This window comes from Pseudomonas sp. B21-040 (genome assembly GCF_024748695.1).
Taxonomy (GTDB): Bacteria; Pseudomonadota; Gammaproteobacteria; order Pseudomonadales; family Pseudomonadaceae; genus Aquipseudomonas.
This window is the reverse complement of record NZ_CP087176.1, coordinates 667,490-692,299: the sequence shown is the minus strand read 5'-3', so window position 1 is coordinate 692,299 and position 24,810 is coordinate 667,490. Positions and strand designations below refer to the sequence as shown.

At 58.6% G+C, this 24,810-nt stretch carries 16 protein-coding genes; 12 read left to right on the top strand and 4 right to left on the bottom strand.

Annotation, left to right across the window (positions count from 1 at the left end; genetic code table 11):
• The first annotated feature begins 95 nt into the window (after positions 1-95).
• The 11 genes from LOY55_RS03060 to LOY55_RS03010 all read left to right on the top strand — a co-directional run bounded on the left by LOY55_RS03060 (position 96) and on the right by LOY55_RS03010 (position 14,349).
• Positions 96-1,841 carry a protein-disulfide reductase DsbD gene (locus tag LOY55_RS03060; protein ID WP_223523451.1) on the top strand — a complete coding sequence of 582 codons (1,746 nt, stop codon included), beginning with the start codon at positions 96-98 and terminating at the stop codon, positions 1,839-1,841.
• A gap of 132 nt (positions 1,842-1,973) precedes the next feature.
• Positions 1,974-2,426, top strand: a complete 453-nt coding sequence (gene aroQ / locus LOY55_RS03055) for a type II 3-dehydroquinate dehydratase (RefSeq protein ID WP_046032992.1) — start codon at positions 1,974-1,976, stop codon at positions 2,424-2,426.
• A gap of 48 nt (positions 2,427-2,474) precedes the next feature.
• Positions 2,475-2,948: an acetyl-CoA carboxylase biotin carboxyl carrier protein gene (accB, locus tag LOY55_RS03050; protein WP_258667633.1), complete on the top strand. Its 474-nt coding sequence runs from the start codon at positions 2,475-2,477 to the stop codon at positions 2,946-2,948.
• 17 nt (positions 2,949-2,965) lie between these two features.
• The gene (gene accC / locus LOY55_RS03045; protein ID WP_027921899.1) at positions 2,966-4,324 is read left to right on the top strand and encodes an acetyl-CoA carboxylase biotin carboxylase subunit; all 1,359 of its coding nucleotides are present in this window, start codon (positions 2,966-2,968) and stop codon (positions 4,322-4,324) included.
• A 327-nt stretch (positions 4,325-4,651) separates the two neighbouring features.
• On the top strand, positions 4,652-5,530 hold the full coding sequence (gene prmA / locus LOY55_RS03040; protein WP_046032994.1) for a 50S ribosomal protein L11 methyltransferase: 879 nt from the start codon (positions 4,652-4,654) through the stop codon (positions 5,528-5,530).
• A gap of 30 nt (positions 5,531-5,560) precedes the next feature.
• Entirely contained in the window at positions 5,561-6,793 is a 1,233-nt protein-coding gene (locus LOY55_RS03035) for a DUF3426 domain-containing protein (RefSeq protein WP_046032995.1), read from the top strand.
• A 185-nt stretch (positions 6,794-6,978) separates the two neighbouring features.
• Entirely contained in the window at positions 6,979-7,989 is a 1,011-nt protein-coding gene (gene dusB, locus LOY55_RS03030) for a tRNA dihydrouridine synthase DusB (RefSeq protein WP_046032996.1), read from the top strand.
• Positions 7,986-8,306 carry a DNA-binding transcriptional regulator Fis gene (fis, locus tag LOY55_RS03025; protein ID WP_007907419.1) on the top strand — a complete coding sequence of 107 codons (321 nt, stop codon included), beginning with the start codon at positions 7,986-7,988 and terminating at the stop codon, positions 8,304-8,306. Before dusB ends, fis begins: the two co-directional genes overlap by 4 nt.
• An 81-nt stretch (positions 8,307-8,387) precedes the next feature.
• Entirely contained in the window at positions 8,388-9,995 is a 1,608-nt protein-coding gene (purH, locus tag LOY55_RS03020) for a bifunctional phosphoribosylaminoimidazolecarboxamide formyltransferase/IMP cyclohydrolase (RefSeq protein WP_046032997.1), read from the top strand.
• 180 nt (positions 9,996-10,175) lie between these two features.
• Complete coding sequence (gene purD, locus LOY55_RS03015; protein ID WP_109785494.1) at positions 10,176-11,471, top strand: phosphoribosylamine--glycine ligase; 1,296 nt, start codon at positions 10,176-10,178, stop codon at positions 11,469-11,471.
• Positions 11,472-11,571: 100 nt separating this feature from the next.
• Positions 11,572-14,349, top strand: a complete 2,778-nt coding sequence (locus LOY55_RS03010; RefSeq protein WP_223523453.1) for a hybrid sensor histidine kinase/response regulator — start codon at positions 11,572-11,574, stop codon at positions 14,347-14,349.
• 27 nt (positions 14,350-14,376) lie between these two features.
• On the opposite strand, the gene LOY55_RS03005 is transcribed toward LOY55_RS03010, so the two are convergent.
• The 3 genes from LOY55_RS03005 to LOY55_RS02995 all read right to left on the bottom strand — a co-directional run bounded on the left by LOY55_RS03005 (position 14,377) and on the right by LOY55_RS02995 (position 16,649).
• Entirely contained in the window at positions 14,377-15,057 is a 681-nt protein-coding gene (locus LOY55_RS03005; protein WP_046033000.1) for a hypothetical protein, read from the bottom strand.
• Complete coding sequence (locus tag LOY55_RS03000) at positions 15,054-15,788, bottom strand: hypothetical protein (protein WP_046033001.1); 735 nt, start codon at positions 15,786-15,788, stop codon at positions 15,054-15,056. Before LOY55_RS03000 ends, LOY55_RS03005 begins: the two co-directional genes overlap by 4 nt.
• Before the next feature lie 63 nt (positions 15,789-15,851).
• On the bottom strand, positions 15,852-16,649 hold the full coding sequence (locus LOY55_RS02995) for a hypothetical protein (RefSeq protein ID WP_109785493.1): 798 nt from the start codon (positions 16,647-16,649) through the stop codon (positions 15,852-15,854).
• A gap of 268 nt (positions 16,650-16,917) precedes the next feature.
• Here LOY55_RS02995 and LOY55_RS02990 point away from each other — a divergent pair, with 268 nt between their 5' ends.
• Positions 16,918-17,514 (top strand): MarC family protein, encoded by a 597-nt coding sequence (locus LOY55_RS02990; RefSeq protein ID WP_046033003.1) that lies wholly within the window; start codon positions 16,918-16,920, stop codon positions 17,512-17,514.
• Between the two features lie 50 nt (positions 17,515-17,564).
• Here LOY55_RS02990 and LOY55_RS02985 read toward each other — a convergent pair whose 3' ends face one another.
• The gene (locus tag LOY55_RS02985; protein ID WP_258667622.1) at positions 17,565-24,683 is read right to left on the bottom strand and encodes a TcdA/TcdB pore-forming domain-containing protein; all 7,119 of its coding nucleotides are present in this window, start codon (positions 24,681-24,683) and stop codon (positions 17,565-17,567) included.
• Positions 24,684-24,810: the final 127 nt, after the last annotated feature.

The window sequence follows — 24,810 nt, the reverse complement described above, 5'->3', positions numbered from 1 at the left end:
CACGCGGAGCGTGGGAACGATCAACAGAACTCCCCGCCCTGCACGCTGGCTCGCCGTCCGCTATCATGCCCCCAATTCCGATACGCGAGATTGTCATGCGCCGCTTGCTCTGCCTGCTGCTTTTAGTGCTCGCCCTGCCGGCCACCGCCGCCGGGTTGCTGGACACAAGGCCCAGTTCCACCCTGGGCTCGATCAACAACAGCGCCGACTTCCTGCCGGTGCGCGAAGCCTTTCAGCTGAGCCTGGTAGACAGCACAGCGCAATCGATCAAGCTGCGATTCGTCGCCACCGAGGGGTATTACCTCTATCGCCATCGTTTCCAGTTTCATGCTGATCCAGCCGAGATAAGCCTGGGCGCTGCACAACTGCCCAAGGGCGAGCAGAAGCACGACGAGTTCTTCGGCGATGTCGAGGTCTATCACGGGATTATCGAGGTCGAGCTGCTGCGCACCGATCCGCGCGCTTTCACCCTGGCCGTGACTTATCAGGGGTGCGCCGATAAAGGCCTGTGCTATCCGCCAGAAACCGAGCGCTTGAGCATTGATGGCATTGGCACGCAGGCAACGGTGCAAAACTGGAGCTGGCGCGAACTCGCCCTGTTCTTCCTCGCTGGCCTGGGCTTGACCTTCACACCGTGCGTGCTGCCGATGTTGCCGATCCTTTCCGGCGTGGTGTTGCGCGATCAGGTCGGCGGGCTGCGGGGTTTCAATCTGTCGCTGGCCTATGTGCTGCCAATGGCCGTCTGCTTTGCCCTGCTCGGCGCCTTGATGGGCATGTTCGGTGCGCAGCTCAATCTCCAGGCACGGCTGCAATCGGCCTGGGTGCTGGTGCCGTTCGCAACGTTTTTTGCCATATTTGCGCTGGCGATGTTCGGCATCTTCGAACTGAAATTGCCGCAGTTCATCAACAATCACCTGCATCGCATTGCCGGCCGCACTCAAGGCGGTTCGCTGTGGGGCGCGGCAGTTCTCGGGACGGTATCGAGCCTGATCGTTTCGCCTTGCGTGTCCGCGCCATTGGCCGGCGCCTTGCTGTACATCAGCGCCAGCGGCGATGCACTGGGGGGCGCACTGAAACTGTTCGTGCTCGGCCTGGGCATGGGCCTGCCGCTGATACTGGTGGCGACCGGTGGTGCCGCCCTGCTGCCGAAAAGCGGCCCGTGGATGGTCATGGTCAAAAACATCATCGGTGTCCTGCTGCTGGGTACTGCCATTGGCCTGCTGAGCCGCGTGATCCCCGGGCCGATGACGCTGGTCCTGGTGGGCTTGCTGTGGGCCGGGGTCGGCTTGTTTCTTGGCGCGCTGGAGTTCGTCTACAAACCCCCTCGAAAACGCCTGGCACAACTGCTCGGCCTGTTTCTGCTGTTTTACGCCATGGCCTGCTGGTACGGCGCCTTCAGCGGCCAGGGCGACCTGTTGAACCCCCTCGCTCGAACGCCCGTCGCGGCCAGTAGCAGCCAACCGCAGCTCACCGATGGCTGGCAAACAATCAGTACGCCCGCAGAACTGGATCGCACGCTCGCCGACGCCAAATCCTCCGGCACTCCCCTGCTGCTCGACTGGTATGCCGACTGGTGCATCAGCTGCAAAGTCATCGAACGCGAAGTCCTCAACGACCCCAACGTCGTTGAACGCCTGAAAGGTTATCGACTGATCCGCTTCGACATCACCGCCAGCAATGCCGAACAACGCGCCCTGCTCGACCGCTACACACTGTTCGGCCCTCCGGCCCTGATGTTTTTTGGCAAGGACGGCGTTGAACGCACCTCCATTCGAGTGATCGGAGAGATCAACGCCAAAGACTTCGCCGAACGTGCCGCGAAAGCAAATGACCAGATTTAATTACTTGGTCACATATTTCGCGCAAACATCGGCTATCGTGCTGGCTATTGCATAGAACTGGACAGTCACAAAGGCTTTGCGGCATAGTCGCCGGGTTCTGACAACTGCACACAGATAACCAAGGAACAGCAAATGGCGACTCTACTGGTGCTGCACGGCCCCAACCTGAACTTGCTCGGCACCCGTGAACCGGGCACCTACGGCGCGACGACACTGGCGCAGATCAACCAGGACCTGGAACGCCGCGCCCGTGAAGCCGGCCATCATTTGCTGCACCTGCAAAGCAACGCCGAGTACGAATTGATCGACCGCATCCACGCTGCCCGCGGCGAAGGTGTGGACTTCATTCTGATCAATCCAGCAGCTTTTACGCATACAAGTGTCGCATTACGTGACGCGCTGCTGGCGGTGAGCATCCCATTCATCGAAGTGCATTTGTCTAACGTGCACAAACGCGAACCTTTCCGCCATCACTCTTACTTCTCCGACGTAGCGGTGGGAGTGATCTGCGGCCTTGGCGCCAGCGGTTATCGACTGGCCCTGGAGGCTGCACTAGAACAGCTTGAAACACAGGCAACGACTTGAACTACAAGCGTTAAACGCCCCTGACCGACCCTTGGGAGTTGATGATTCATGGATATCCGTAAAGTTAAGAAACTGATCGAACTGCTGGAAGAGTCCGGCATCGACGAGCTCGAGATCAAGGAAGGCGAAGAGTCCGTACGTATCAGCCGTCACAGCAAGACGCCGGCTCAGCAGTACTACGCACCTGCTCCAATGCACGCTCCGGCTGCCGCGCCTGCCGCGCCTGCCGCTGCTGCTCCGGTTGCCGCAGCCGCTGCTCCGGCAGCACCGGCCGCCCCCGTCCTGAACGGCACCGTTGCCCGTTCGCCGATGGTCGGCACCTTCTATCGCAAATCTTCGCCATCCTCGCCTTCGTTCGTTGAAGTCGGCCAGACCGTGAAGAAAGGCGACACCCTGTGCATCGTCGAAGCCATGAAGATGATGAACCACATCGAAGCTGAAACCAGCGGTGTGATCGAATCCATCCTCGTCGAAGACGGCCAGCCGGTTGAGTACGACCAACCGCTGTTCACCATCGTTTGAACCGCGGAGAAACTTTGATGACTGCGAAGTTGGAAAAAGTTCTGATCGCCAACCGCGGTGAGATTGCCCTGCGGATCCTGCGGGCCTGCAAAGAGATGGGCATCAAGACTGTCGCCGTTTACTCCAAGGCTGACAAAGAATTGATGCACCTGGGCCTGGCAGACGAATCCGTCTGCATCGGTCCGGCCTCTGCCGCGCACTCTTACCTGCACATTCCGGCAATCATCGCCGCGGCCGAAGTGACTGGCGCTACCGCCATTCACCCGGGCTACGGTTTCCTTGCGGAAAACGCTGATTTTGCTGAACAGGTCGAGAACTCCGGCTTCGCCTTCATTGGCCCGAAAGCCGACACCATTCGCCTGATGGGCGACAAGGTATCGGCCAAGCACGCCATGATCGCTGCGGGCGTTCCAACCGTTCCGGGTTCCGATGGCCCACTGCCTGAAGACGAAGAAACTGCTCTGCGCATTGGTCGCGAAGTCGGTTACCCGGTGATCATCAAGGCCGCTGGCGGCGGTGGTGGTCGCGGCATGCGCGTTGTGCATAAAGAAGAAGACCTGATTTCTTTCGCAAAACTGACCCGCACCGAAGCTGGCGCGGCGTTCGGCAACCCGATGGTCTATCTGGAAAAATTCCTGACCAACCCACGTCACGTGGAAGTCCAGGTACTTTCCGACGGCCAGGGCCACGCCATCCATCTGGGCGACCGCGATTGCTCGCTGCAACGTCGTCACCAGAAGGTTCTCGAAGAAGCGCCGGCACCGGGCATCGACGAGAAAGCACGCCAGGAAGTCCTCGCTCGCTGCGTCAAGGCCTGCATCGACATCGGCTACCGTGGCGCCGGCACCTTCGAGTTCCTTTACGAGAACGGCCACTTCTACTTCATCGAGATGAACACTCGTGTCCAGGTAGAACACCCGGTTTCGGAAATGGTCACCGGCATCGACATCGTCAAGGAGATGCTCAGCATCGCCGCTGGCAACAAGTTGTCGTACACCCAGGACGACGTGGTGATCCGCGGTCACGCCCTGGAATGCCGAATCAACGCCGAAGACCCGAAAACGTTCATGCCTAGCCCGGGCACGGTCAAGCACTTCCACGCACCAGGCGGCAACGGCGTTCGCGTCGATTCGCACCTGTACAGTGGTTATGCCGTTCCGCCGAACTACGATTCGTTGATCGGCAAGCTGATCACCTACGGCGCAACCCGTGACGAAGCCATGGCGCGGATGCGCAATGCGCTGGACGAAATCGTTGTCGACGGGATCAAGACCAACATCCCGCTGCACCGCGACCTGGTCCGTGATGAAGGCTTCTGCAAAGGGGGCGTGAACATTCACTACCTCGAGCACAAGCTGGCTGGCGAGAAGCACTAAGCTTCGACCCGATCAACAAAGCCGCCTTCGGGCGGCTTTGTTGATTCTGGGCATTGCAACAGCCCTGTAGCAGCTGGCGAAGCCTGCGTTCGACGGCGAAGCAGTCGTGAAATCAAGCGATGCGGTGTTTCTGGAAGACCGCGCACTCAGGTTTTACGACTGCTTCGCAGCCGAACGCAGGCTCCGTCAGCTGCTACAGGTGCGCGTTGCAACATCGCTGCTGCGTTCGGAGCTACCTCACTCCCACAAAAGCCCCGCGCTCGCGTAAACTTGCGCGCTTCTCGCAGCCCGCTAGGCTGCAATCAATATTTTTCAAAGGTGCCCGCCATGCCTTGGCTGCAAGTCCGTCTCGCCATCAGCCCAGAACAAGCCGAAACCTACGAAGACGCTTTCCTTGAAGTGGGCGCCGTCTCGGTGACCTTCATGGACGCCGAAGATCAGCCGATCTTCGAGCCAGAACTCAACACCACCCCGTTGTGGTCGCACACGCACCTGCTGGCCCTGTTCGAAGGCGGCACCGAAGCCGGCCCGGTACTGGCCCACCTTGAGCTGCTGACCGGTAGCCCGCTGCCCGAGCATCACAGCGAAGTGATCGAAGACCAGGACTGGGAACGCAGCTGGATGGACGGTTTCCAGCCAATGCGTTTCGGCCAGCGCCTGTGGATCGTTCCAAGCTGGCATGCCGCGCCGGAGCCTGACGCCGTCAATCTGCTGCTGGACCCGGGCCTGGCGTTCGGCACCGGCACCCATCCGACCACCGCGTTGTGCCTGGAATGGCTCGATGGCCAGGACCTCAAAGACTGCAACGTGCTGGACTTTGGCTGCGGCTCGGGGATTCTGGCGATTGCCGCCCTGCTGCTGGGCGCCAAGGAAGCCGTTGGTACCGACATCGACGTGCAGGCCCTGGAAGCCTCGCGCGACAACGCCGGTCGCAACAACATCGACGACGCGCTGTTCCCGCTGTACCTGCCGCAAGATCTGCCGCAGGTGAAGGCTGACGTCCTGGTCGCCAACATCCTTGCCGGCCCGCTGGTTTCCCTGGCGCCGCAGTTGTCCAGCCTGGTCAAGTCCGGTGGTCGCCTGGCGCTGTCGGGCATTCTCGCCGAACAAGGCGAGGACGTTGCCGCCGCCTACGCTCAAGACTTCGATCTGGACCCGATTGCCAATCGCGATGGCTGGGTGCGCATCACCGGCCGTCGGCGCTAGAATGAACGCCTGCATAGACCGGATCGCCGCATGACCGACAGCTTCGTCACCCAGTGCCCGCATTGCCAAACCAGCTTCCGCGTCAGCCATGCTCAGTTGAGCGTGGCCCGAGGGGTGGTTCGTTGTGGCTCCTGCTTGCAGGTGTTCAACGCCGCCAAACAATTGCTGGACCAACGGGCCGACAAAGAAGCCGTCAAACCGGTAGCCCCAGCCATCGTCGAGCCGCCGGTACAGCGTGCCATCAGCCAAAAGCAATGGACCGCCTCGGAACTGGATCTGGACAGCCTGGACCTGGACAGCCTGGACCTCGACGAAGAGCTCGCCCGGCTCGAACAACGGGAAATCCAGCCGACCACCGAATTTGGCCGGCACCGCGAAGACGGCCTCAGCGCTCGACGCGATTCTATCGAGCACGATGAAGAACCCTGGTCCGACAGCCTCTTCAGTGAGTCGGCGGCCGACCGAGCACCACCCGTAGAAACCGAACAGCCACAAACAGACGCCGAACCGGGCAAACACTCGCGAACCGAGCCTTCGTTTTCGCTGGAACCGGTGGATCTGGACGATGAGAACCAGGTGCCCCATCTGCGCCTGCACGACCCACTCGACTCCCCTCTTAACCGCGACCGCCTGTCGGCGACCGAGACGCTCGACGACGACCTGCCCTCAGTCGAACCGTTGCGCAAACGTCGTGAGCGCAGCGAACCGGGTGTGCGCGCCGAAGTCCTGCAGGACCTGACCGACGACCCGCTGCAACTGGATTGGCAAAAACGTCGATCGCCCTGGGGCCGACGGCTGTTCTGGTTGCTGCTGGTCCTGCTCGGCGCCGCCGCGCTGGCGGGCCAATACATTGCCTACCACTTCGACGAACTGGCGCGTCAGGACCAATACCGCCCCTGGTTCCAGCAACTGTGCCCGCAAATCGGCTGCACGGTGCCCTCCAAAGTCGACATCGCCAAAATCAAAAGCAGCAACCTGGTGGTCCGCAGCCACCCGGACTTCAACGGCGCACTGGTGGTCGACGCGATCATCTACAACCGCGCCCCGTTCTCCCAGCCTTTCCCGCTGCTAGAGTTGCGCTTTGCCGACCTCAATGGCCACTTGATCGCCAGCCGTCGCTTCAAACCCGGCGAATACCTCAACGGCGATCTCGAAGGCATGGCCGAAATGCCGCCGCAAACACCGATCCACATCGCGCTGGACATTCTCGACCCAGGCGCCAAAGCGGTGAACTACAGCCTGAGTTTCCACTCCCCCGAGTGAATCGCATCACCGCTACAGGCTTGACGGCAAATTTCTGACTGGGACCGCTCACACCAAACTGCGGGTAATAACAAAATAACTGTTCAGATTTTGTTCAATTCAGCCTTTATCCAGTCATCGAGAGCGGGTATCATGCCAACCCTTTTTCGAACTCTAATGATCCGGCCCCACAACAGGGAAGTCCTATGTCGGCGGTACGCATCGGTCCATACACATTGCAAAACGGCTTGATTCTCGCCCCGATGGCGGGAGTCACCGACCAACCCTTTCGTCAGCTGTGCAAGCGATTGGGTGCGGGGCTAGTAGTCTCGGAAATGGTCACCAGCGACATGAGTTTGTGGAACACCCGCAAGTCGCGGATGCGCATGATCCACGAAGGTGATCCCGAGCCACGCTCGGTACAGATCGCCGGTGGTGATGCGCAGATGCTGGCAGACGCAGCCCGGGCCAACGTCGAGCTGGGTGCGCAGATTATTGATATCAACATGGGCTGTCCGGCGAAGAAGGTCTGCAACAAGGCTGCCGGTTCCGCGCTGTTGAAGGATGAAGCATTGGTTACCGAGATCCTGCAGGCCGTCGTGGCTGCGGTGGATGTGCCGGTGACCCTGAAGATCCGCACTGGCTGGGACCGGGACAACAAGAACGGCCTGACGGTGGCGAAGATTGCCGAACAGGCAGGCATTACGGCGCTGGCGGTCCATGGCCGCACCCGTGCCGATTTGTACACCGGTGAAGCCGAGTACGACACCATTGCCGCGATCAAGCAGGCGGTGTCGATGCCGGTCTTCGCCAACGGCGATATCGACTCGCCCGAGAAGGCCCGGTACGTGCTCGACGCGACCGGTGCCGATGGCTTGTTGATTGGTCGGGCTGCCCAGGGGCGGCCGTGGATTTTTCGCGAGATCGAGCATTTCCTGCGTACCGGCGAGAAACTCCCGGCGCTTGAATTGATCGAGGTGGAACGCATTCTGCTAGAGCATCTGGCTGCCCTGCACGTCTTCTATGGCGATGTCATGGGTGTCCGTATCGCTCGAAAGCATGTGGGCTGGTATCTCGCAACCTTGCCGGGCGCCAGGGAGTTTCGCGCCCACTTCAATCGTTTGGATGGTACGGAAACACAATGCGCCAACGTTCGGGAGTTCTTCGCCGAACGTTACAAGAGCCTGACAGGGGACGGAGAAGGGGTGGCCGCATGACGATGATGACCGAGACTTTAGTGAGTGGAACAACACCCGTGAGCGACAACGTGAATTTGAAACAGCACCTCAATACGCCCAGCGAAGAAGGTCAGACCCTTCGCGGGAGTGTCGAGAAGGCGCTGCACAATTATTTCGCCCACCTTGAGGGCGCTGCCGTCACGGATGTGTACAACCTGGTGCTCTCCGAAGTCGAGGCTCCCCTGCTCGAGTGCGTGATGAACTACGTCAAGGGCAACCAGACCAAGGCCAGCGAGCTGCTCGGGCTCAACCGAGGCACGCTGCGCAAGAAACTCAAGCAGTACGATTTGCTGTAAGCATTCAATCAAACCAGAAAGGCGCCCGCGTAAAACCGGTCGCCTTTTTTGCTGACTCCTTTGCTTTTGATGGAAATTGAAATGACCGACCAGACTACCCGCCTGCCGATCCGCCGCGCCTTGATCAGCGTTTCCGACAAGACCGGGATCCTCGAATTCGCCAAAGAGCTTGAAGCCCTGGGCGTTGAGATCCTTTCTACCGGCGGGACGTTCAAGCTGCTGCGTGACAACGGCGTTGCCGCAGTGGAAGTCGCGGACTACACCGGTTTCGCAGAAATGATGGACGGTCGGGTGAAAACCCTGCACCCGAAAATCCACGGCGGGATCCTCGGTCGTCGCGGTATCGACGACGCGATCATGAACGAGCACGGCATCAAGCCGATCGATCTGGTCGCGGTCAACCTGTACCCGTTCGAAGCCACCATCAACAAGCCAGGCTGCGACCTGCCGACGGCGATCGAGAACATCGACATCGGCGGTCCGACCATGGTCCGCTCGGCAGCAAAAAACCACAAAGACGTGGCCATCGTGGTGAATGCCAGCGATTACGCCAATGTCCTGGAAAGCCTGAAAGCAGGCGGCCTGACCTACGCTCAGCGTTTCGACCTGATGCTCAAGGCGTTCGAACACACCGCCGCCTACGACGGCATGATCGCCAACTACATGGGCACTGTGAACCAGGCGGCTGACACCCTCAGCACAGAAGGTCGTAGCGAATTCCCGCGCACCTTCAACAGCCAGTTCATCAAGGCTCAGGAAATGCGCTACGGCGAGAACCCGCACCAGAGCGCGGCGTTCTACGTGGAAGCCAAGCCTGCCGAAGTGGGCATCGCCACCGCGACCCAACTGCAAGGCAAAGAATTGTCGTACAACAACGTGGCCGACACCGACGCCGCGCTGGAATGCGTGAAGAGCTTCGTCAAGCCAGCCTGCGTGATCGTCAAGCACGCCAACCCGTGCGGCGTTGCCGTAAGCCCGGACGCTGAAGGCGGTATCCGTCAGGCCTACGAACTGGCTTACGCCACCGACACCGAATCGGCCTTCGGCGGCATCATCGCCTTCAACCGTGAACTGGATGCCGAGACCGCCAAAGCCATCGTCGAGCGTCAGTTCGTCGAAGTGATCATCGCCCCGAGCGTCAGCGAAGAAGCTCGCGCCATTGTCGCCGCCAAGGCCAACGTGCGCCTGCTGGCCTGCGGCGAATGGTCGGCTGATCGCGCCGCTGCCTGGGACTACAAGCGCGTCAACGGTGGCCTGTTGGTACAGAGCCGCGACATTGGCATGATCGGTGCCGACGACCTGAAAGTCGTGACCAAACGCGCACCGACCGAACAGGAAATCCACGACTTGATCTTCGCCTGGAAAGTCGCCAAGTACGTCAAGTCCAACGCCATCGTCTACGCCAAGAACCGCCAGACCATCGGTGTCGGCGCTGGCCAGATGAGCCGTGTGAACTCCGCCCGTATCGCTGCGATCAAGGCTGAACATGCCGGTCTGCAAGTAGCCGGTTCGGTCATGGCATCGGACGCTTTCTTCCCGTTCCGCGACGGTCTGGACAACGCGGCCAAGGTGGGTATCACTGCGGTGATCCAGCCAGGCGGCTCGATGCGTGACAACGAAGTGATTGCAGCAGCCGACGAGGCTGGCATCGCGATGGTCTTTACTGGCATGCGCCACTTCCGTCACTAAGCGAAACGCGGTCGGTGTAGCAGCTGCCGTCAGGCTGCGTCCGGCCGCGAAACGGTCGTAATCGATTTATCGCCGGAAGGTCGTTCCGACCTTAACGCAGCCTTCGGCAGCTGCTACAGGGGTTGTGCCGCTCTCTAGTGCCAACCCTTCACAGAATTAGCGTCATCCGAGGTTTTTGAAATGAATGTTTTGATCATTGGCAGCGGTGGCCGTGAACACGCCCTGGCCTGGAAAGTGGCTCAGGATCCGCGCGTGCAGAAAGTATTCGTCGCGCCCGGCAACGCCGGCACCGCCATCGAAGCCAAGTGCGAAAACGTCGCTATCGATGTTCTGGCCCTTGAGCAACTGGCCGACTTTGCCGAGAAAAACGTTTCCCTGACCATCGTCGGCCCGGAAGTGCCGCTGGTGGCAGGCGTGGTCGATCTGTTCCGCAGCCGTGGCCTTGACTGCTTCGGCCCGACCGCTGGCGCCGCTCAGCTGGAAGGTTCGAAAGCCTTCACCAAAGACTTCCTGGCGCGCCACAAGATCCCGACCGCCGACTACCAGAACTTCACCGAGATCGAGCCAGCCCTGGCTTATCTGCGTGAAAAAGGCGCACCGATCGTGATCAAGGCCGACGGCCTGGCCGCCGGTAAAGGCGTCATCGTTGCCATGACCCTGGCCGAAGCCGAAGACGCCGTGCGCGACATGCTCGCAGGCAACGCGTTTGGCGAAGCGGGCTCGCGCGTCGTGATCGAAGAATTCCTGGATGGCGAAGAAGCCAGCTTCATCGTCATGGTCGACGGCAAGAACGTACTGCCAATGGCCACCAGCCAGGACCACAAGCGCGTCGGCGACGGCGACACCGGTCCGAACACCGGCGGCATGGGCGCTTACTCCCCTGCCCCGGTCGTGACCAGCGAGGTGCATCAGCGCGTCATGGACCTGGTGATCTGGCCGACCGTTCGCGGCATGGCCGATGAAGGCAACGTCTACACAGGCTTCCTGTATGCAGGCCTGATGATCGACAAGGCTGGTAATCCAAAAGTCATCGAGTTCAACTGCCGTTTCGGCGATCCTGAGACCCAGCCGGTAATGCTGCGCTTGCAGTCGAGCCTGGTCTTGCTGGTTGAGGCCGCTCTGGCACAAGCGCTGGACAAGGTCGAAGCGCAGTGGGATCCACGTCCGAGCGTCGGTATCGTGCTCGCCGCTGGCGGTTATCCGGGTGATTACGCCAAAGGCGTGGCCATCAACGGTCTGGATGCAGCCGCCGCCCTGGAAGGTAAAGTCTTCCACGCGGGCACTGCACTCAAGGACGGTCAAGTCGTGACAGCCGGTGGCCGGGTGCTCTGCGCAACCGCCATGGGCGCCAGCGTCGATGCGGCTCAACAGCAGGCTTACAAACTGGCGGCTAAAATCGATTGGGAAGGCTGCTTCTACCGCAAGGACATTGGCTACCGAGCCATTGCCCGTGAACGTGGCGAAAGCCAGGAATAAGGCCATTCATTTGGCCGGGCAAGGGCCGCTGGTCCTTGCCGCACTATTCCGGCACCGCGCATAGTTATAATCTGGCATCAACCTACGAAGGGATTTCGCCGTGCGCTGGCTCAGGATTGCCATAAGTCTTACCGTCACGCTGCTGACCCTGCTCTGCATGCTCCCGGCCCAGGCCGCGCAAGGCAGTGGTTGGGCGGTATTGCTCGACGAACAGGGCGACCTGCAGCTTAGCGACATCCGTTCCGCTCGCTACACCAATCAATTCAGTCCCATCGAACTCGAGCGCCTCACGGCGTCCGAGCCCGATGGTGCGTTGTGGCTGCGTTTCAGGCTGGCCCCCGGCAAGCATGAACAATTGCTGCGGGTGTTCGCCCCCGATCTGTCGGCACTCAATCTGTATGTACTCGACGGCGACAAGCTGATCGATCAATTGAACACCGGCACCAGGCAACCCCAGGCTAATCGCCCCCTGCCCAACAGCGACTTCATGTTGCCGCTGCCGCAAAGTGACAACACCCTCGACGTCTACCTGCGGCTGGTCTCTGAACACCAGTTACGACCTTATATCACCCTGCAATCGGCGGTCATGACCGCGGCCGATCAGAACCAGACGTTGATCTACGGCCTGCTGTTCGGCTGCATCAGCATGCTGATCCTGCACAACTTCGTCCGCTACGCCTACACACGCTCGCGCAGCAGCCTTTGGCTGGCCTGGTGTGAAGGGTTGTTGATGCTCAGCCTGCTGTTGCTGCTGAACCTGGCCGGCCCATGGTTACCCGACTGGCACGCCATCCAGACGCCGGGCGCCTACCTCGCGTTACTGCTGACCGCGCCGAGCGGCCTGATGTTCGCCTACCGCTTCTTTACCCCGCTCGGCCCGCACCCGCTGAACAAATTGTTGCTGGCGGACATTCTGTTCATTGTCGTCTGCGGCTTGTTGCTGTTGTTCGTCAACACACTGCCGCTGAACATCATCACCTACGTCTTGGTGGCTCTGGCCGGCTTGAGCATGTTGTTCGTCAGCGCCTATCACTGGCAAAAAGGTTATCGCCCGGCACGCTTTTTCGTCGCGGCCATGGTGGTGTTCAACATTGGCGCACTGGTCATCCTGCCCGCGCTGCTGGGACTGACTCAGCTCGCACCGCAAGATCTGATCATCACCCTGTTGGTGGTTATCTGTATCAGCGGCCTGCTGATGAGCATCGCCCTGAGTGAACGTCAGCGCCGCATCACCGAAGACCGCTTCAGCGTCAGCCGTGACCTGGCCGCCAGCAACGCCGAAATCAATGCAAAAGCCGAGTTCCTGGCGAAAATCAGCCATGAAATCCGCACCCCCATGAACGGTGTACTGGGCATGACCGAACTGTTGTTGGGCACGCCCCTGTCGGTCAAGCAACGCGACTATGTGCAAACCATCCACAGCGCCGGCAATGAGCTGCTGACCTTGATCAACGAGATACTCGACATCTCCAAGCTCGAGTCAGGGCAGATCGAACTGGACGACGTGCAGTTCGACCTCAACGCCTTGATCGAAGACTGCATGAGTATCTTCCGCGCCAAGGCCGAGCAGCAGAATGTCGAGCTGATCAGCTTTATCCAGCCGCAAGTACCGCGCGTCATCAGTGGCGACCCTACACGCCTGCGTCAGACCCTGCTGAGCCTGCTGGAAAACGCGCTGAAGAAAACCGACGAAGGCGAAATCCTGATCGTTGTCGCCCTCGATGAACGCAGTGCAAAACCGCGACTGCGCATTGCGGTGCAGGACAGCGGTGTGCCGATGGAGGCAGAAGAGCGCGATGCCCTGATGCACGCCGAACTGCACAGCAAGCACTTCCTTTCGGCAACGAGTCTGGGCGGCAATTTGGGGCTGGTGATCGCCCGTCAACTGATCCGCCTGATGCAGGGCGAGTTCGGCATCAAGACCGGCGCCAACCAGGGCAGCACCTTGTGGCTGACGCTGCCCCTGGACCCGGACCGGCTTGAACACCCGACCTCTGACCTCGACGGACCGCTGCAAGGCGCGCGCGTGCTGGTGGTGGACGATAACGATACCTGCCGCAAGGTGCTGGTGCAGCAATGCAGTGCCTGGGGCCTGAACGTCAGCGCCGTGCCGTCCGGCAAGGAAGCCCTGGCACTACTGCGCACCAAGGCTCACTTGCGCGATTACTTCGACGTGGTCCTGCTGGATCAGAACATGCCTGGCATGACCGGCATGCAACTGGCGGCCAAGATCAAGGAAGACCCGAGCCTCAATCACGACATTCTGCTGATCATGCTGACCGGCATCAGCAATGCACCGAGCAAGATCATTGCACGCAACAGCGGGATCAAACGCATCCTCGCCAAGCCCGTGGCCGGCTATACCCTCAAGACCACCCTCGCCGACGAACTGAGTCAGCGCAACAAAGGCCCGGCCGCTTCGCATCACCTGTCGCCCGGCTCGGCGCTTCCGGTCAAGGTTCCGAGCGATTTCCGCATCCTGGTGGCCGAGGACAACACGATCTCGACCAAGGTGATTCGCGGCATGCTCGGCAAGCTCAACCTGCAACCAGACACCGCCAGCAATGGTGAAGAGGCGTTGCAGGCGATGAAAGCCCAACGCTACGACCTGGTGTTGATGGACTGCGAAATGCCGATCCTCGATGGTTTCTCTGCCACCCAGCAACTACGCGCCTGGGAAGTCGGCAATCAACGCACACGCACCCCCGTGGTGGCATTGACCGCGCATATTCTCGCCGAGCACAAAGAGCGTGCGCGCCAGGCCGGTATGGACGGGCATATGGCCAAGCCGGTCGAACTGTCGCAGTTGCGTGACCTGATCGAGCATTGGGTTGCCCAGCGTGATCAGCAGAATCGGGCAGCCGCTCCGACCTCCTGACTGAACCTCAATCAGGTAACACGCTGCCTATATATCCAGTTCATGCAAATGACGGGTGGTTTCGGCCACCACCGCGGCCGCCACTTTTTTTCTGAAGGTCACGTAGTGAAGCGTGCTGAACGTAATGATCGCCATTTCTTCCCGACTGTTTTCCACGATTTCTTCAATTGGCCAAAACAGGAACTGCGAGACGTTTCGGCGGGTGCTGAACTGTTTGTGGTACAGGGCGATTTCGATCTTTCCAGGGGCTTTCAGGCAACAGGGAATCATTTGAAAGAGCCCCGTTTCACGTTGCAGGCTAAGCCTTTCGAATACCTCAAGTGCATTGGCATTGCGCTTGAGCGACTTGAGCGCATGTTCTGCCGGACTCGAAAAACGCTCGCCGGCCGCCCCTGATATTTGCTGCGCAACGCTTTCCGACATCTGCCCCTGTCCAGCAGGACCTGGACTGACCGCGCGCGACATATCCCAGCCCAGAAACCTGAGTTTGTTTTTGTAGTAATCAAACCAATTGCCGACCAAGCCGTCTTTTTGCGCTGAACGAGTGGCCAACTGCGCATATAGATTACTCAGATAGATATCTTCCCTGTCCTGCGACGACATCCCTTCGTTGAATGAAACAACACTGTTGCCCACCACCGCCGCACGTGGGGAATAACTGCTACTGAGCACTTGACCGGCGGCAAATCTGGAGTCCTTTGCAGTCATGACGGTGCCCCCGCTGTCGATGGCAATCCAACTGGCTTAATGTCAGAAATGTACAGGATGTTTTTCGCCGCCTTATCCCCCAGTTTCTTTACGATGGCATCGCGAAGGGAGACATAAAGGACAGACGACAAGTTGGCTTGAAACCATCTGAGTCGGATATTGCCCAGCACGTTATCTGAGGAAAACAAATGGCCCAAAGGATCAGTTAAGGTATGCACATTGGTTTCGAACTCTATAAAGAGACTGCTCATTACAGCCCCTTGGCCGACGACAATGATTTGCAACCTGACGTCACTCACTGCCTCTGCGGGTGTGCCCGACACCTCGATATTTTTTTGCCTGGACATCTGCTCGCGCAGTAGCTCAGTTGCCGGATGATTGCAGGGCAATTGAGCGATATCGTTAAAGACCCCGGCGATCCCGGCAATCGTAATGTTACCTGCTTGATCTTCCAGTCGGCTCTCGACCCACTGCACCATGGCACGCTTCGATTCGGCATCGGTTCCGAAACTGTCCCACGCCACCGCCCTCTGCAACCAACTATCCTTAAGTACCCCCTGACAGGTGTCATACCACCCATCACCAAGCGTAAATTCCGGGTATTTCTTATTAGCCACCAATTGCGCGAACAACACCGAATTCAACACATCCTGCCTCTCCTGCTCCAGCAGGGCGGAGGACAGTAAGACAACGGCACCGGCATTAACGAAAACTGAATACTGCGCACCCATCAATAACTCCTGACTCATTCAAAATTGGCGACTACAACGTAGTCGCCAAACGATCACACAGGATCAGATTTCGTATTCGTCAATTTTGGTTTGTGCACGATCACCCAACTTCGCGATGATGGTGGCGCGAGTGCGCTCAATAATGGAAGGCACAATGGTCATATGACTTTCGCCTTTGTACAGATCGACGGAACTGCTGTCCCAATCCACAAACAGGACTTTGGTCTGGTTGGTCCGTTTAATGAAACGGACGGCACCCAGCGCCATGATCACTTCGCCGTGCTGGCTTTCCTTACAGCTGGCCACACCAAACCCACCCGTCCCCGAATCCTTGATGTTCTGGTCGAAAAGTTGAAGGGGCTTGCCACTGGTTTGTAGCGCAGCCAGCGCATCACCAGCGACTTTCAGCATCAGAACCGAGGTCGGCCCCGGAACGGCAGCGGCAGCGACGGCAGAGCCGAGGATCTTCAGCACCAACTGATCCATCTTGAAGCTCTTGCCGGAAGCGGCAACAGTGTCGTAATACTTCTGCAAGATGGTCCAACCCGAATCCTGCATTACTTGCAGAAAAAGCTGATACCACTCTTTACCTTGATCATCGCGCGGGTATTTTTTATTAGCCACCAACGAAGCGAAGAGATAAGTGTGTTGAATATCGGTTTTATTTTGCTCGCTCATTCCCGATACAAAAGACAAGATGCCGTCTCCCACAATCGAGGCGCGATCCGGTTGATCGACATCGCCACTATTGATGGTCATGGCACGCGGAACAATAATGATACTCTCTGGCATCACGTCATATGCGTTCAAACGCTCAAGACGATCAGACAAAGTTACTACAGGATTAGATTCAATACTCATAACACTTCCTTTATTTAACAAAAGCCCTCCATGGGCCCGAGCGACAAAGTTACACAAACCACTTGAATACAACAAGATCACAACTGTAACGCCATATAGCTTACAACCATGCCACAACTAAAATACGCCAGCAGACCAACTAACAAAAACTAATACGCCGTACAAACCAAGTAGTTTTCTGCACGCAAAACTATCGTGGCCTCAAGCCGACAGACGCCCCCGCGCCTGATAGACTCCACTTCAATTTCAATCGCCGTGAGCTCCGACCATGCTCCAAGAGTTATTCAGCGTTTACCTGAAGATGCTGGTGCTCTACAGCCCATTCTTCGTATTGTCCTGCTTCATCAGCTTGACTCGCGGTTACTCGCGCAAAGAACAACGACGCCTGGCCTGGAAAGTGGCCATCGCCACGCTGGTGTCGAGCGTCTTGCTGTACTTGTTCGGGCGGGTGATTTTCACTGTGTTCGGCATCACCGTGGACGCGTTCCGCATCGGTGCCGGCAGCGTGTTGTTCATTTCGGCGCTGGGCATGGCCCAAGGCAAGTCGGCGGTGCAAACCGACAACGTGCAGCAGGACGTGACCATCGTCCCGCTGACCATTCCCCTGACAGTCGGCCCCGGTACCATCGGTGCATTGCTGGTGATGGGCATCGGCCAGCCGCATTGGGACGACAAACTCACGGCGATTCTCAGCATTGCCCTGGCCAGTTTCACCGTGGGCGTCGTGCTTTATCTGTCCAACCACATCGAGAGGATTCTTGGCGATCAGGGGTTGCAGATCGTCAGCCGGCTAATGGGGTTGTTCGTCTGCGCATTGGCTGCGCAAATCATCTTTACCGGGGTGAAGGGCTACCTGGTGCCCTGACCTTCAAGGCCGCAGAGTCGAAAAAACCTGCGGCCTTGTGTCAACCGGACTCAGCTCAACCCGTTGCCCGAAACCTCCTCTGCGGTCGGCAGATCGATGCGCTGCGCCGGTACAACCTCGCTCAACAAGACGTTGTCCTCGTTACCGAGCTTGATCAGCAACGCTTTCACCAACGCGGACACGGCAAAGGATCGATACCCTTCTACGGCCAGGAACACTTCGCCCTGCAAGGTGACGTCCGCCGAGAACACGTCGCGAAAGATCAGGCTGTGCCCACAGTCGGGATCGACAATGACCAAGTGTTCCTGAACCTTGCTCAGCGTCAGTTTCTCCGTGTTGTCCAGCGCCCAGATCAACTTGCCGGGAATTGACGCCTCACGTCCCGGTATTGCCCGGCAGTCGACAATGACCGACTCCAACCTGAACCAGACGGCCTTCGACAAGCAGTAAGTAACGGCGCCCTGGCCCAGTCGAAGGACCAATGTGTGCACGTCGTCGGGAATCAACGGCATCAGGTCACTGACGGTCATCTGCCCTTCGAGGGTCAGCACTTCAGCATTGCGCTGAACATAACGCACGGGGCCGGCCTGCTCCTTGCCCGGGTAGGTATGCAGCAGCCCGTCCTTGCGCTCATGAAGCAACACATTGATTTGCTGCTGTGTCCCCAACAGTTCGAAGTCGTCGGTATTCGAAGCTTTCGAAACCCGAATCAATCGGCCGGTTTCAGACACATACCATTGCAGGCTGTCGGGTGCCTCAACCGCAAGGAACGCCGCGTGCCGGTGGTTTTCGACCAGCCTCTTGAGACCGTCTTGCAACGGCGCGGTCTGAACAGCCACCCATTGGCTATCAACGCCCGTGATCAACACCGACTCCTGATAGCGCAACTCCACGTTGATCCCTTCAAGCGTCGTAGCGCGAAGTCCTGCGCCTGCTGCTGTTACTTCGGCAAACCGCCAGGGCCCCCACTCTCGCACCGGTGCCGGTATCACGCCGGCCTGCAACAATTGCAAACCCTGGCCAAATGCACTGTCGAGTTGCACAGGATCGATAAAGCCCTGACGGTAAATTTCACCGGTGGACAGCGCCAGCAACCAGGCTGCGCTGCTGTCCGGCGTAACGCTCAGCAAGCGTACTTCCTCGCCACGTCCCAGATCGGATAACAGCAGCCGATCGTTCACGTACCAGGCGCTTAACCGGGCATGGTCGTGCAAGTGGCTCAAGCCCACGATGGCAAAACTCGCGACGGGGTATTGGTCGGCCACGCTGTCCAGCGCCAGCCACCAACGTGCTCGATCCTTGAGCCAGTCATCGGTCACCCCACCCAACTGCAGGCGACCGTCGGTAGTCACATTGAAAAACAGACCTTTATCTGTCAGCGCCAGATATTCCTCTTCAATGGCAACCACATTCACCAGCCCTTCGGGTTCAATCTGTTCAACAGACCAGGCCCCGTTGATTCGTTGCTGGCGTGACAGATGCCCGGCAGCCTTGTCGTAGACGACGAACACATCCCCCTCATTATTCGTGGGCGGGACAAGCGTGAGCTCTTTGAGATTTTTGATGGAATCCGGCCAGCCTCGCTCCCGGTGTCGCGGCGCGGCAGGGCGGACAATCAGGCGGTCACTGCGGCGAATCCAGGCCAGGTCGCGCAGCGTCGAATCCACCTTCCAGCAAATCGAGACGTACGCCGCTGGCTGCCAGTCGACAGTGGTTACCACACCGTTTGCCGGCACAGGCGCAAACACAACATGCCCTCCCAATACCTGAGCCCAGTCGCCGAGTGTCTCGCGCTTGCTCACGACCGCTGCCAGCGTCGGGTCCAGGTCGCGCGTCATCGAACTCAAGAACAGTTCGCCGTCATGCAGTTGGTAGACAAACTCATCCACCGTCCGGTCTTTACGAGTGACCTTCTGCACGAGAGTGATCACCCCGTGCGTCGCTTCCTGGCAGTGGGTAATGAGGCTATCGGCAGCCTCGGCGAGCAACAGCCGATAACGTCGGTGGAGCAGGCCAGTCACTGCGTCGACTTGCCAGACAAGGTAATTCAGCGGGTGATAGAAATACGCATACCCATCGACCACCGCGCCCAATAATGCCCCATCGGCCTCCCCCGGATCATCGTCACGAAAATACAGAAAGCGATCGACAGCCGAGTCATACCAGGCGGTCGTAAACCTGGGTTCATCGGGTTTTTCGAACGGGACCGGAAACTGATGTACCGGCGTGTAGGGCATGCCCAGGCGATGCGCTCGGGCCAACGTCTTGAAGTGATCCTGCAATGCCTGGGCATCCATGCCCGGGGTCGCGTCCTGCTCGATAACCATCAACGTCAACTGGGTGAAGTCGACCTTGAACACTTGATCCTTGCCGATTTTTATCAGGACTTCATTGCGTCCCCTGCCGCTCAACTCAACGTTGATTGAACCAATAAAGAGTTCGCCAAAACGCTCCACTCGAACATCGCTTTCCTTCGCCCACGAGGCTTGCAGCAACCAACGCGAGGTCTCCTGGCTCGGCGACTCCAGTTCGATCTTCACCCCGGGATTGAGCACCAGCGAGCAGTTCGCCCCTGCGCCTTCGATTTTATAAGTGATCTTGTCGTGCCACGATGTCGGCAGCGCAGGCACCACCAGCGTGCGTGCGATTGCGTCCAGCCGAACATTGATCATCGTGGGCTGATAGACCGGGCTCAGGCGATAGACAATGTAGTCACCGGGAAACGAATAGAACGAGAACAGAAACAGACGCGTGCCATCCCGTGTCCTCTTCTCGAGGCGACGCGCCGTATCAAACCCGACGCTGTGGCGCAGTGTCGAAAAGGGCAGCCATTTGTATTCATAGCCGTAAACCGTTTTAGGCGTGCACGGCAGCACGATGGCCTGACCCGCAGCGGGTGCAAACGCGGCGCGCCCTGGCAAACCGAGTTCACGACGAATATCAATCGTTCGCTCGTAATCCACATCAAAGTCAGGGACCCCGAAATGATCACGCAGGGGGAACAGTTCAGGGCTGCCGAACGCCAGGGTGCGGGCCTTCAGGTCCAACGTCTGGAAGACCAGGGCCGATTGAGGCAGCCACGCGCTGGCGGCCTCATCGAACCGATAACCGCCTTCGCGATGCGCACGTTCCAACCCGTCAAAAAACAATCCGACTTGTTTGACCTCTTCGGCAATCACGGCAAAACCTTGTGCGAGCGCTGCCGCACCAATCGCCAGGCCACCCAGAATCACACCGGCACCACCCAGCACCGCGGCCGCTGTACTCGCCCCCACCACCCCGGCGCCAATTCCGGCCCCTGCCAGCATTACGCTGGCGGAATCGAATGCCAGTTGAGTACCGTATTGCGCGCGCTCGACGTCGTTTTCGGCCGTGGATAACTGATAGATATCGAAACCTGCGTTGGCCAGGCCCAACACCGCACCCACGCCTTCATTGGCGACATGGCCCAAGGCCTCGCTCACCACCGGCGCACAGGTTTGAGCGATCACCTTCTCTTCAGCCAGCGCTTGTCGCACCAGTTTGACCAGCCCAAGAACATCGACCGCATTGCCATGTACCAACTGCGCGTAATTGACGTAAGCGTGCAACCGAACGGCCATCGTCAACGGTTTTCCAGCACCTTCCTGGTTGCGCAACGCGTTCATCAGCGCCTGGATGGTGAACCCTGCGTTCAAGGTATGGACGCTGCCGGCGCCCGTCGGGTCCAGCTCATTGACCGGCGCCCGGGGTTTTGTCGCCAGCGTCGAGAATTGCTCTGACAAATAGGTTTTGATGCGCAGCAAGCGCTGATCGTTAGTGATGACTTGTACCAGGTGCTCGGGCTTTTCGGGATCGATCAGGCTCAAGCGATACTCGCCGACCGGGGTAATTTCCAACGTCTCGAATAACGGGACAAGCCTCTGCGCCAGCTGATTTTTTTCCAGAAGCTCAGTGGTCGCCTCGCGTATCTGCTGGCTCCAGCCATAGCTGTCGAGTTCCAACAGACTGCTGCCCAGACGCGGATTACTCATCAGCGAGTCGCCGTGAGCACTGGCCAGGCGCTGCCTGAGTGCAGGCAATGTCTGCTCCTTCAACGGGCCGGGTTGCAGCAATTCCGACACACGAATACCGGAAGGCAACGCCGTTTCGGACAGGCGTGTACCGTCCACCTCGATCAGGTCAAACGTTGGCCGCAAGGCGTCGCCATAGGCGGCGTACTGTTTGGCCATTTCATGTTCCAGAAAGAACTGCTCCAACGCTTCGCGAAACAGCAGTGGTTGCTCAAACTCGAACACACCGAAGTTCGGATCGTAGAAGTGATAGAGGCCGCGCTCGCCGACAAAGGTTTTCGCCACCAGCATCGAGTGGTTATTGGAGTTGAGCATCAAGGTGCTGGGGGACGTCTTGGTTTCCAGTAGCGCCACCACCTGCGCCACGTCAGAACGAGCGAGGGAGGTACCCACCTCGTTGAGTTGCACGCCGCGCATTTCTTCCACCGCGTTCAGAAAGACCGCGGAGTCGTTTTCCTTTGGATCAATGACCCCAAGGTAGAAACGTTCGCGCAGGGTATTGGCGGCGGCAGGGCTGTGTAGCAGCGCCGCGGCCATCGCCAGTGCCAATGGATAACAACGGCCACCCACCCGCTCACCGGCCCCCTGTAACAACAAATCCTGTGGCACCAGTTTCGTCGTACCCGCCTGGAAACTTTCCAGAACAATCCCCACTCGCTCGACAACCCGGTCACGAAATTCAAGCTTCGCGACCTCTTGGATTCGGGCGACGTTCTGCCCCCATTGGCGCAAGGTCAACGGTTGCGCGAGGGCATTTTTCTTGAGTTCCAGTGCGTGCTCAAAGAACGCTGGCGGTTCGCCGGGAGCGCTATTCATTCCCGCCAGGAAGGCCGGCGAATTGTGTTTGAAGAGTTGACGCTCAATGGCCGCATAACGTCCCGAAACGCCCAGTTCGCGAACGGTGTTGGCCAGGTTATCGAGTTCGGCACTCAGCGCCTCGAAGCTACGGTTATCCAGTGCCTTGGCGCCCAATAAAGCACCGAGCAAGAGTCGCTGCGCGGGGCTCAATTGCGCCGTCAGGAGCGAGCCGCTGGCAATGGCGGTCAAGGCTTCATCGATGGATAAACGTTGCGTCTTTGTGTCGCTCAGCGAAGCCGGAGGCAGCGCTTTTCCGTCCTGGGCGATGATCGATTGCCGGTCATCAAAGCTCAACGGCACGGCCTTTTCAAACGTCAGCTCATCGCTGCGCTGTTCATTCATCGCCTGCAGAAACGGCTCACCCAGTTCATCAGCCAAGCGCTGTAACAGGTCGGTCGACAACACATGGCGCCCCTCGATGACCGGCCAGCCTTCCTCGAAATCAATGGTCTGGTACTTGAGCAGTTCCCCCATGTCACCCATGAAACGGTTTTTGAATCGCCCCTCCTGCCAGCGCTTTTGCTCACTGGCGAGCCATTGGGAGGTGTCACTCGTGTTCTCTTTCCAGGAGTGATCCAGCTCCTCCTCGGTCGACCGGTTGACGGTCGCGATGGGGGCAATGGCAACGTCGCCTCGCCAGGCTACAGCCGCCTGTGGGGTGAAGTGCATTCTGACGTAGGCGGTGACCGCATCACGCATCGCAGCCGGCCCGGTCAGGTAGATCGTCACTTCGCTCTGGGGGCGAATCCCGTCGCTGTAATAGGTGGCGGCTGCTTCTGTCAGAAAAGCGAGCGACAACTCTTCTTCCATCGGAAGTTCGCCCAAGGAACCGAATCTGTTCTCGACGACCTCTCGCGCAACACCGCTCATGGTCTCGGCGTCGATAAACGCTACCTTTCTCTGCAAGGCCAACCGGGTCGTGGCATCGACTATTTCATAGTTGAGCCTGAAACGTTCGATCACGGCGCTCAGCATCGCCGACCCGGGATGAGCCATGATGAATGCATTACTCAAACTGCTTTGTTCGGCGACGGCTCGCAGTCCGTCCGGACGCACCAGACGCTCTGCCGGCGGGCGAAAAACGCTGTTCAACGCCGGATGACTTTTGGCAAAACGTTCCAGCGCCGGAAGATGCTCCTCGGGAATCACCTGGGCATAGTTTGTGTACCTGCTACGCAGCGCCTGGCGACCCGGCATCCATTCGGGATTGTGATCCAGCAACAATTGCAGGACGCCCAGACGCGCATCGGGGGCAAATTGGCTGATGTCCACCTCGCCCAGGATGTTCGGAAGAGGCGGCAGGTTATCGACATCCGCGTAACGGCCTCCTTCAGCCATCAAAGCCTCGATGCGTACCACATCGGAGGCCGCGGCAAAGTTGCCGCGCAGTCTGATTTCTCGTTCGTAGATGGCCTGCAAGCGCAGCGGCGTGGCATTGCTGGCCAGGTCACGAAGTTCCAGGTCGCCCTCGCCCAGTGCCGAAAGACTCTCACTGTTTTTGACCTTCAAGGCTTTCAAGTGCGCTTCGTGCTGCCCATAAGCGCGGACCAGCAGATCAATGCGAGCATCGTCGGCTTTCTCGCCGCGACTTACAGCGTTGGTGATATGCGCGCTCATCTGTTGCTTGAGGACAATCGCTCGTTCTTCGTACTTGTCACCCAGTTCAAGCGCGGTCTCGCTGGTCGCCCCACCCTTAATCATCGCATCAGCCTTGGCGGCCTCGACAATAATCCGGTTGGTCTCGTAGGCCAGCAACGCGTCACTGTCATACCAGAGTTTGAGGTTATAGCCTTCCCCCGCGAGGGCCTGTTTCCAGACATTGATGTAATCGCGCTGAATATCCCCAATGCCACCGCCTAGCCATACAAAGTGCAGGTTTTTCGGCACTTCGGTGGCGGCGACCGTTAATTGTTTAACACTGTTGGACAAACGCGCCTGAAAACTTTCAACGCGGTTGAGAATGTTCGTCAGGGTGGGGGACTGACCTTCACCAGGTTCCGCCGGCACCTTTACTTCCGCCGAACGTCGGCGTCGCCTCGAGGGTTTTGCAAACGACCCCAATGCCTGGATCAGCAGCCCGAGTGGCGCACGCATCCGTGGAAAATCGAGTTGACCAATACAACCGAAGTAATAGCGAAATACCGCGTCGTATTCATCAGTCCCTTTATGATCATGTAATGCCTGTTCAAGATCAGACAACTTGAAAAGATCGATGAAACTTACATACCCATCAGTACGACGCTTATCTTGCTCATGCATAAACACACTTCCTTGTAGAGTAACAATTGACGATTTTATTAAAACGTTAAATCAACACTAACCGAATTGATTTTCCGCCTCAAAAAACAAAACAGACAATTGATTACCAACAAAACATTCAGAAATG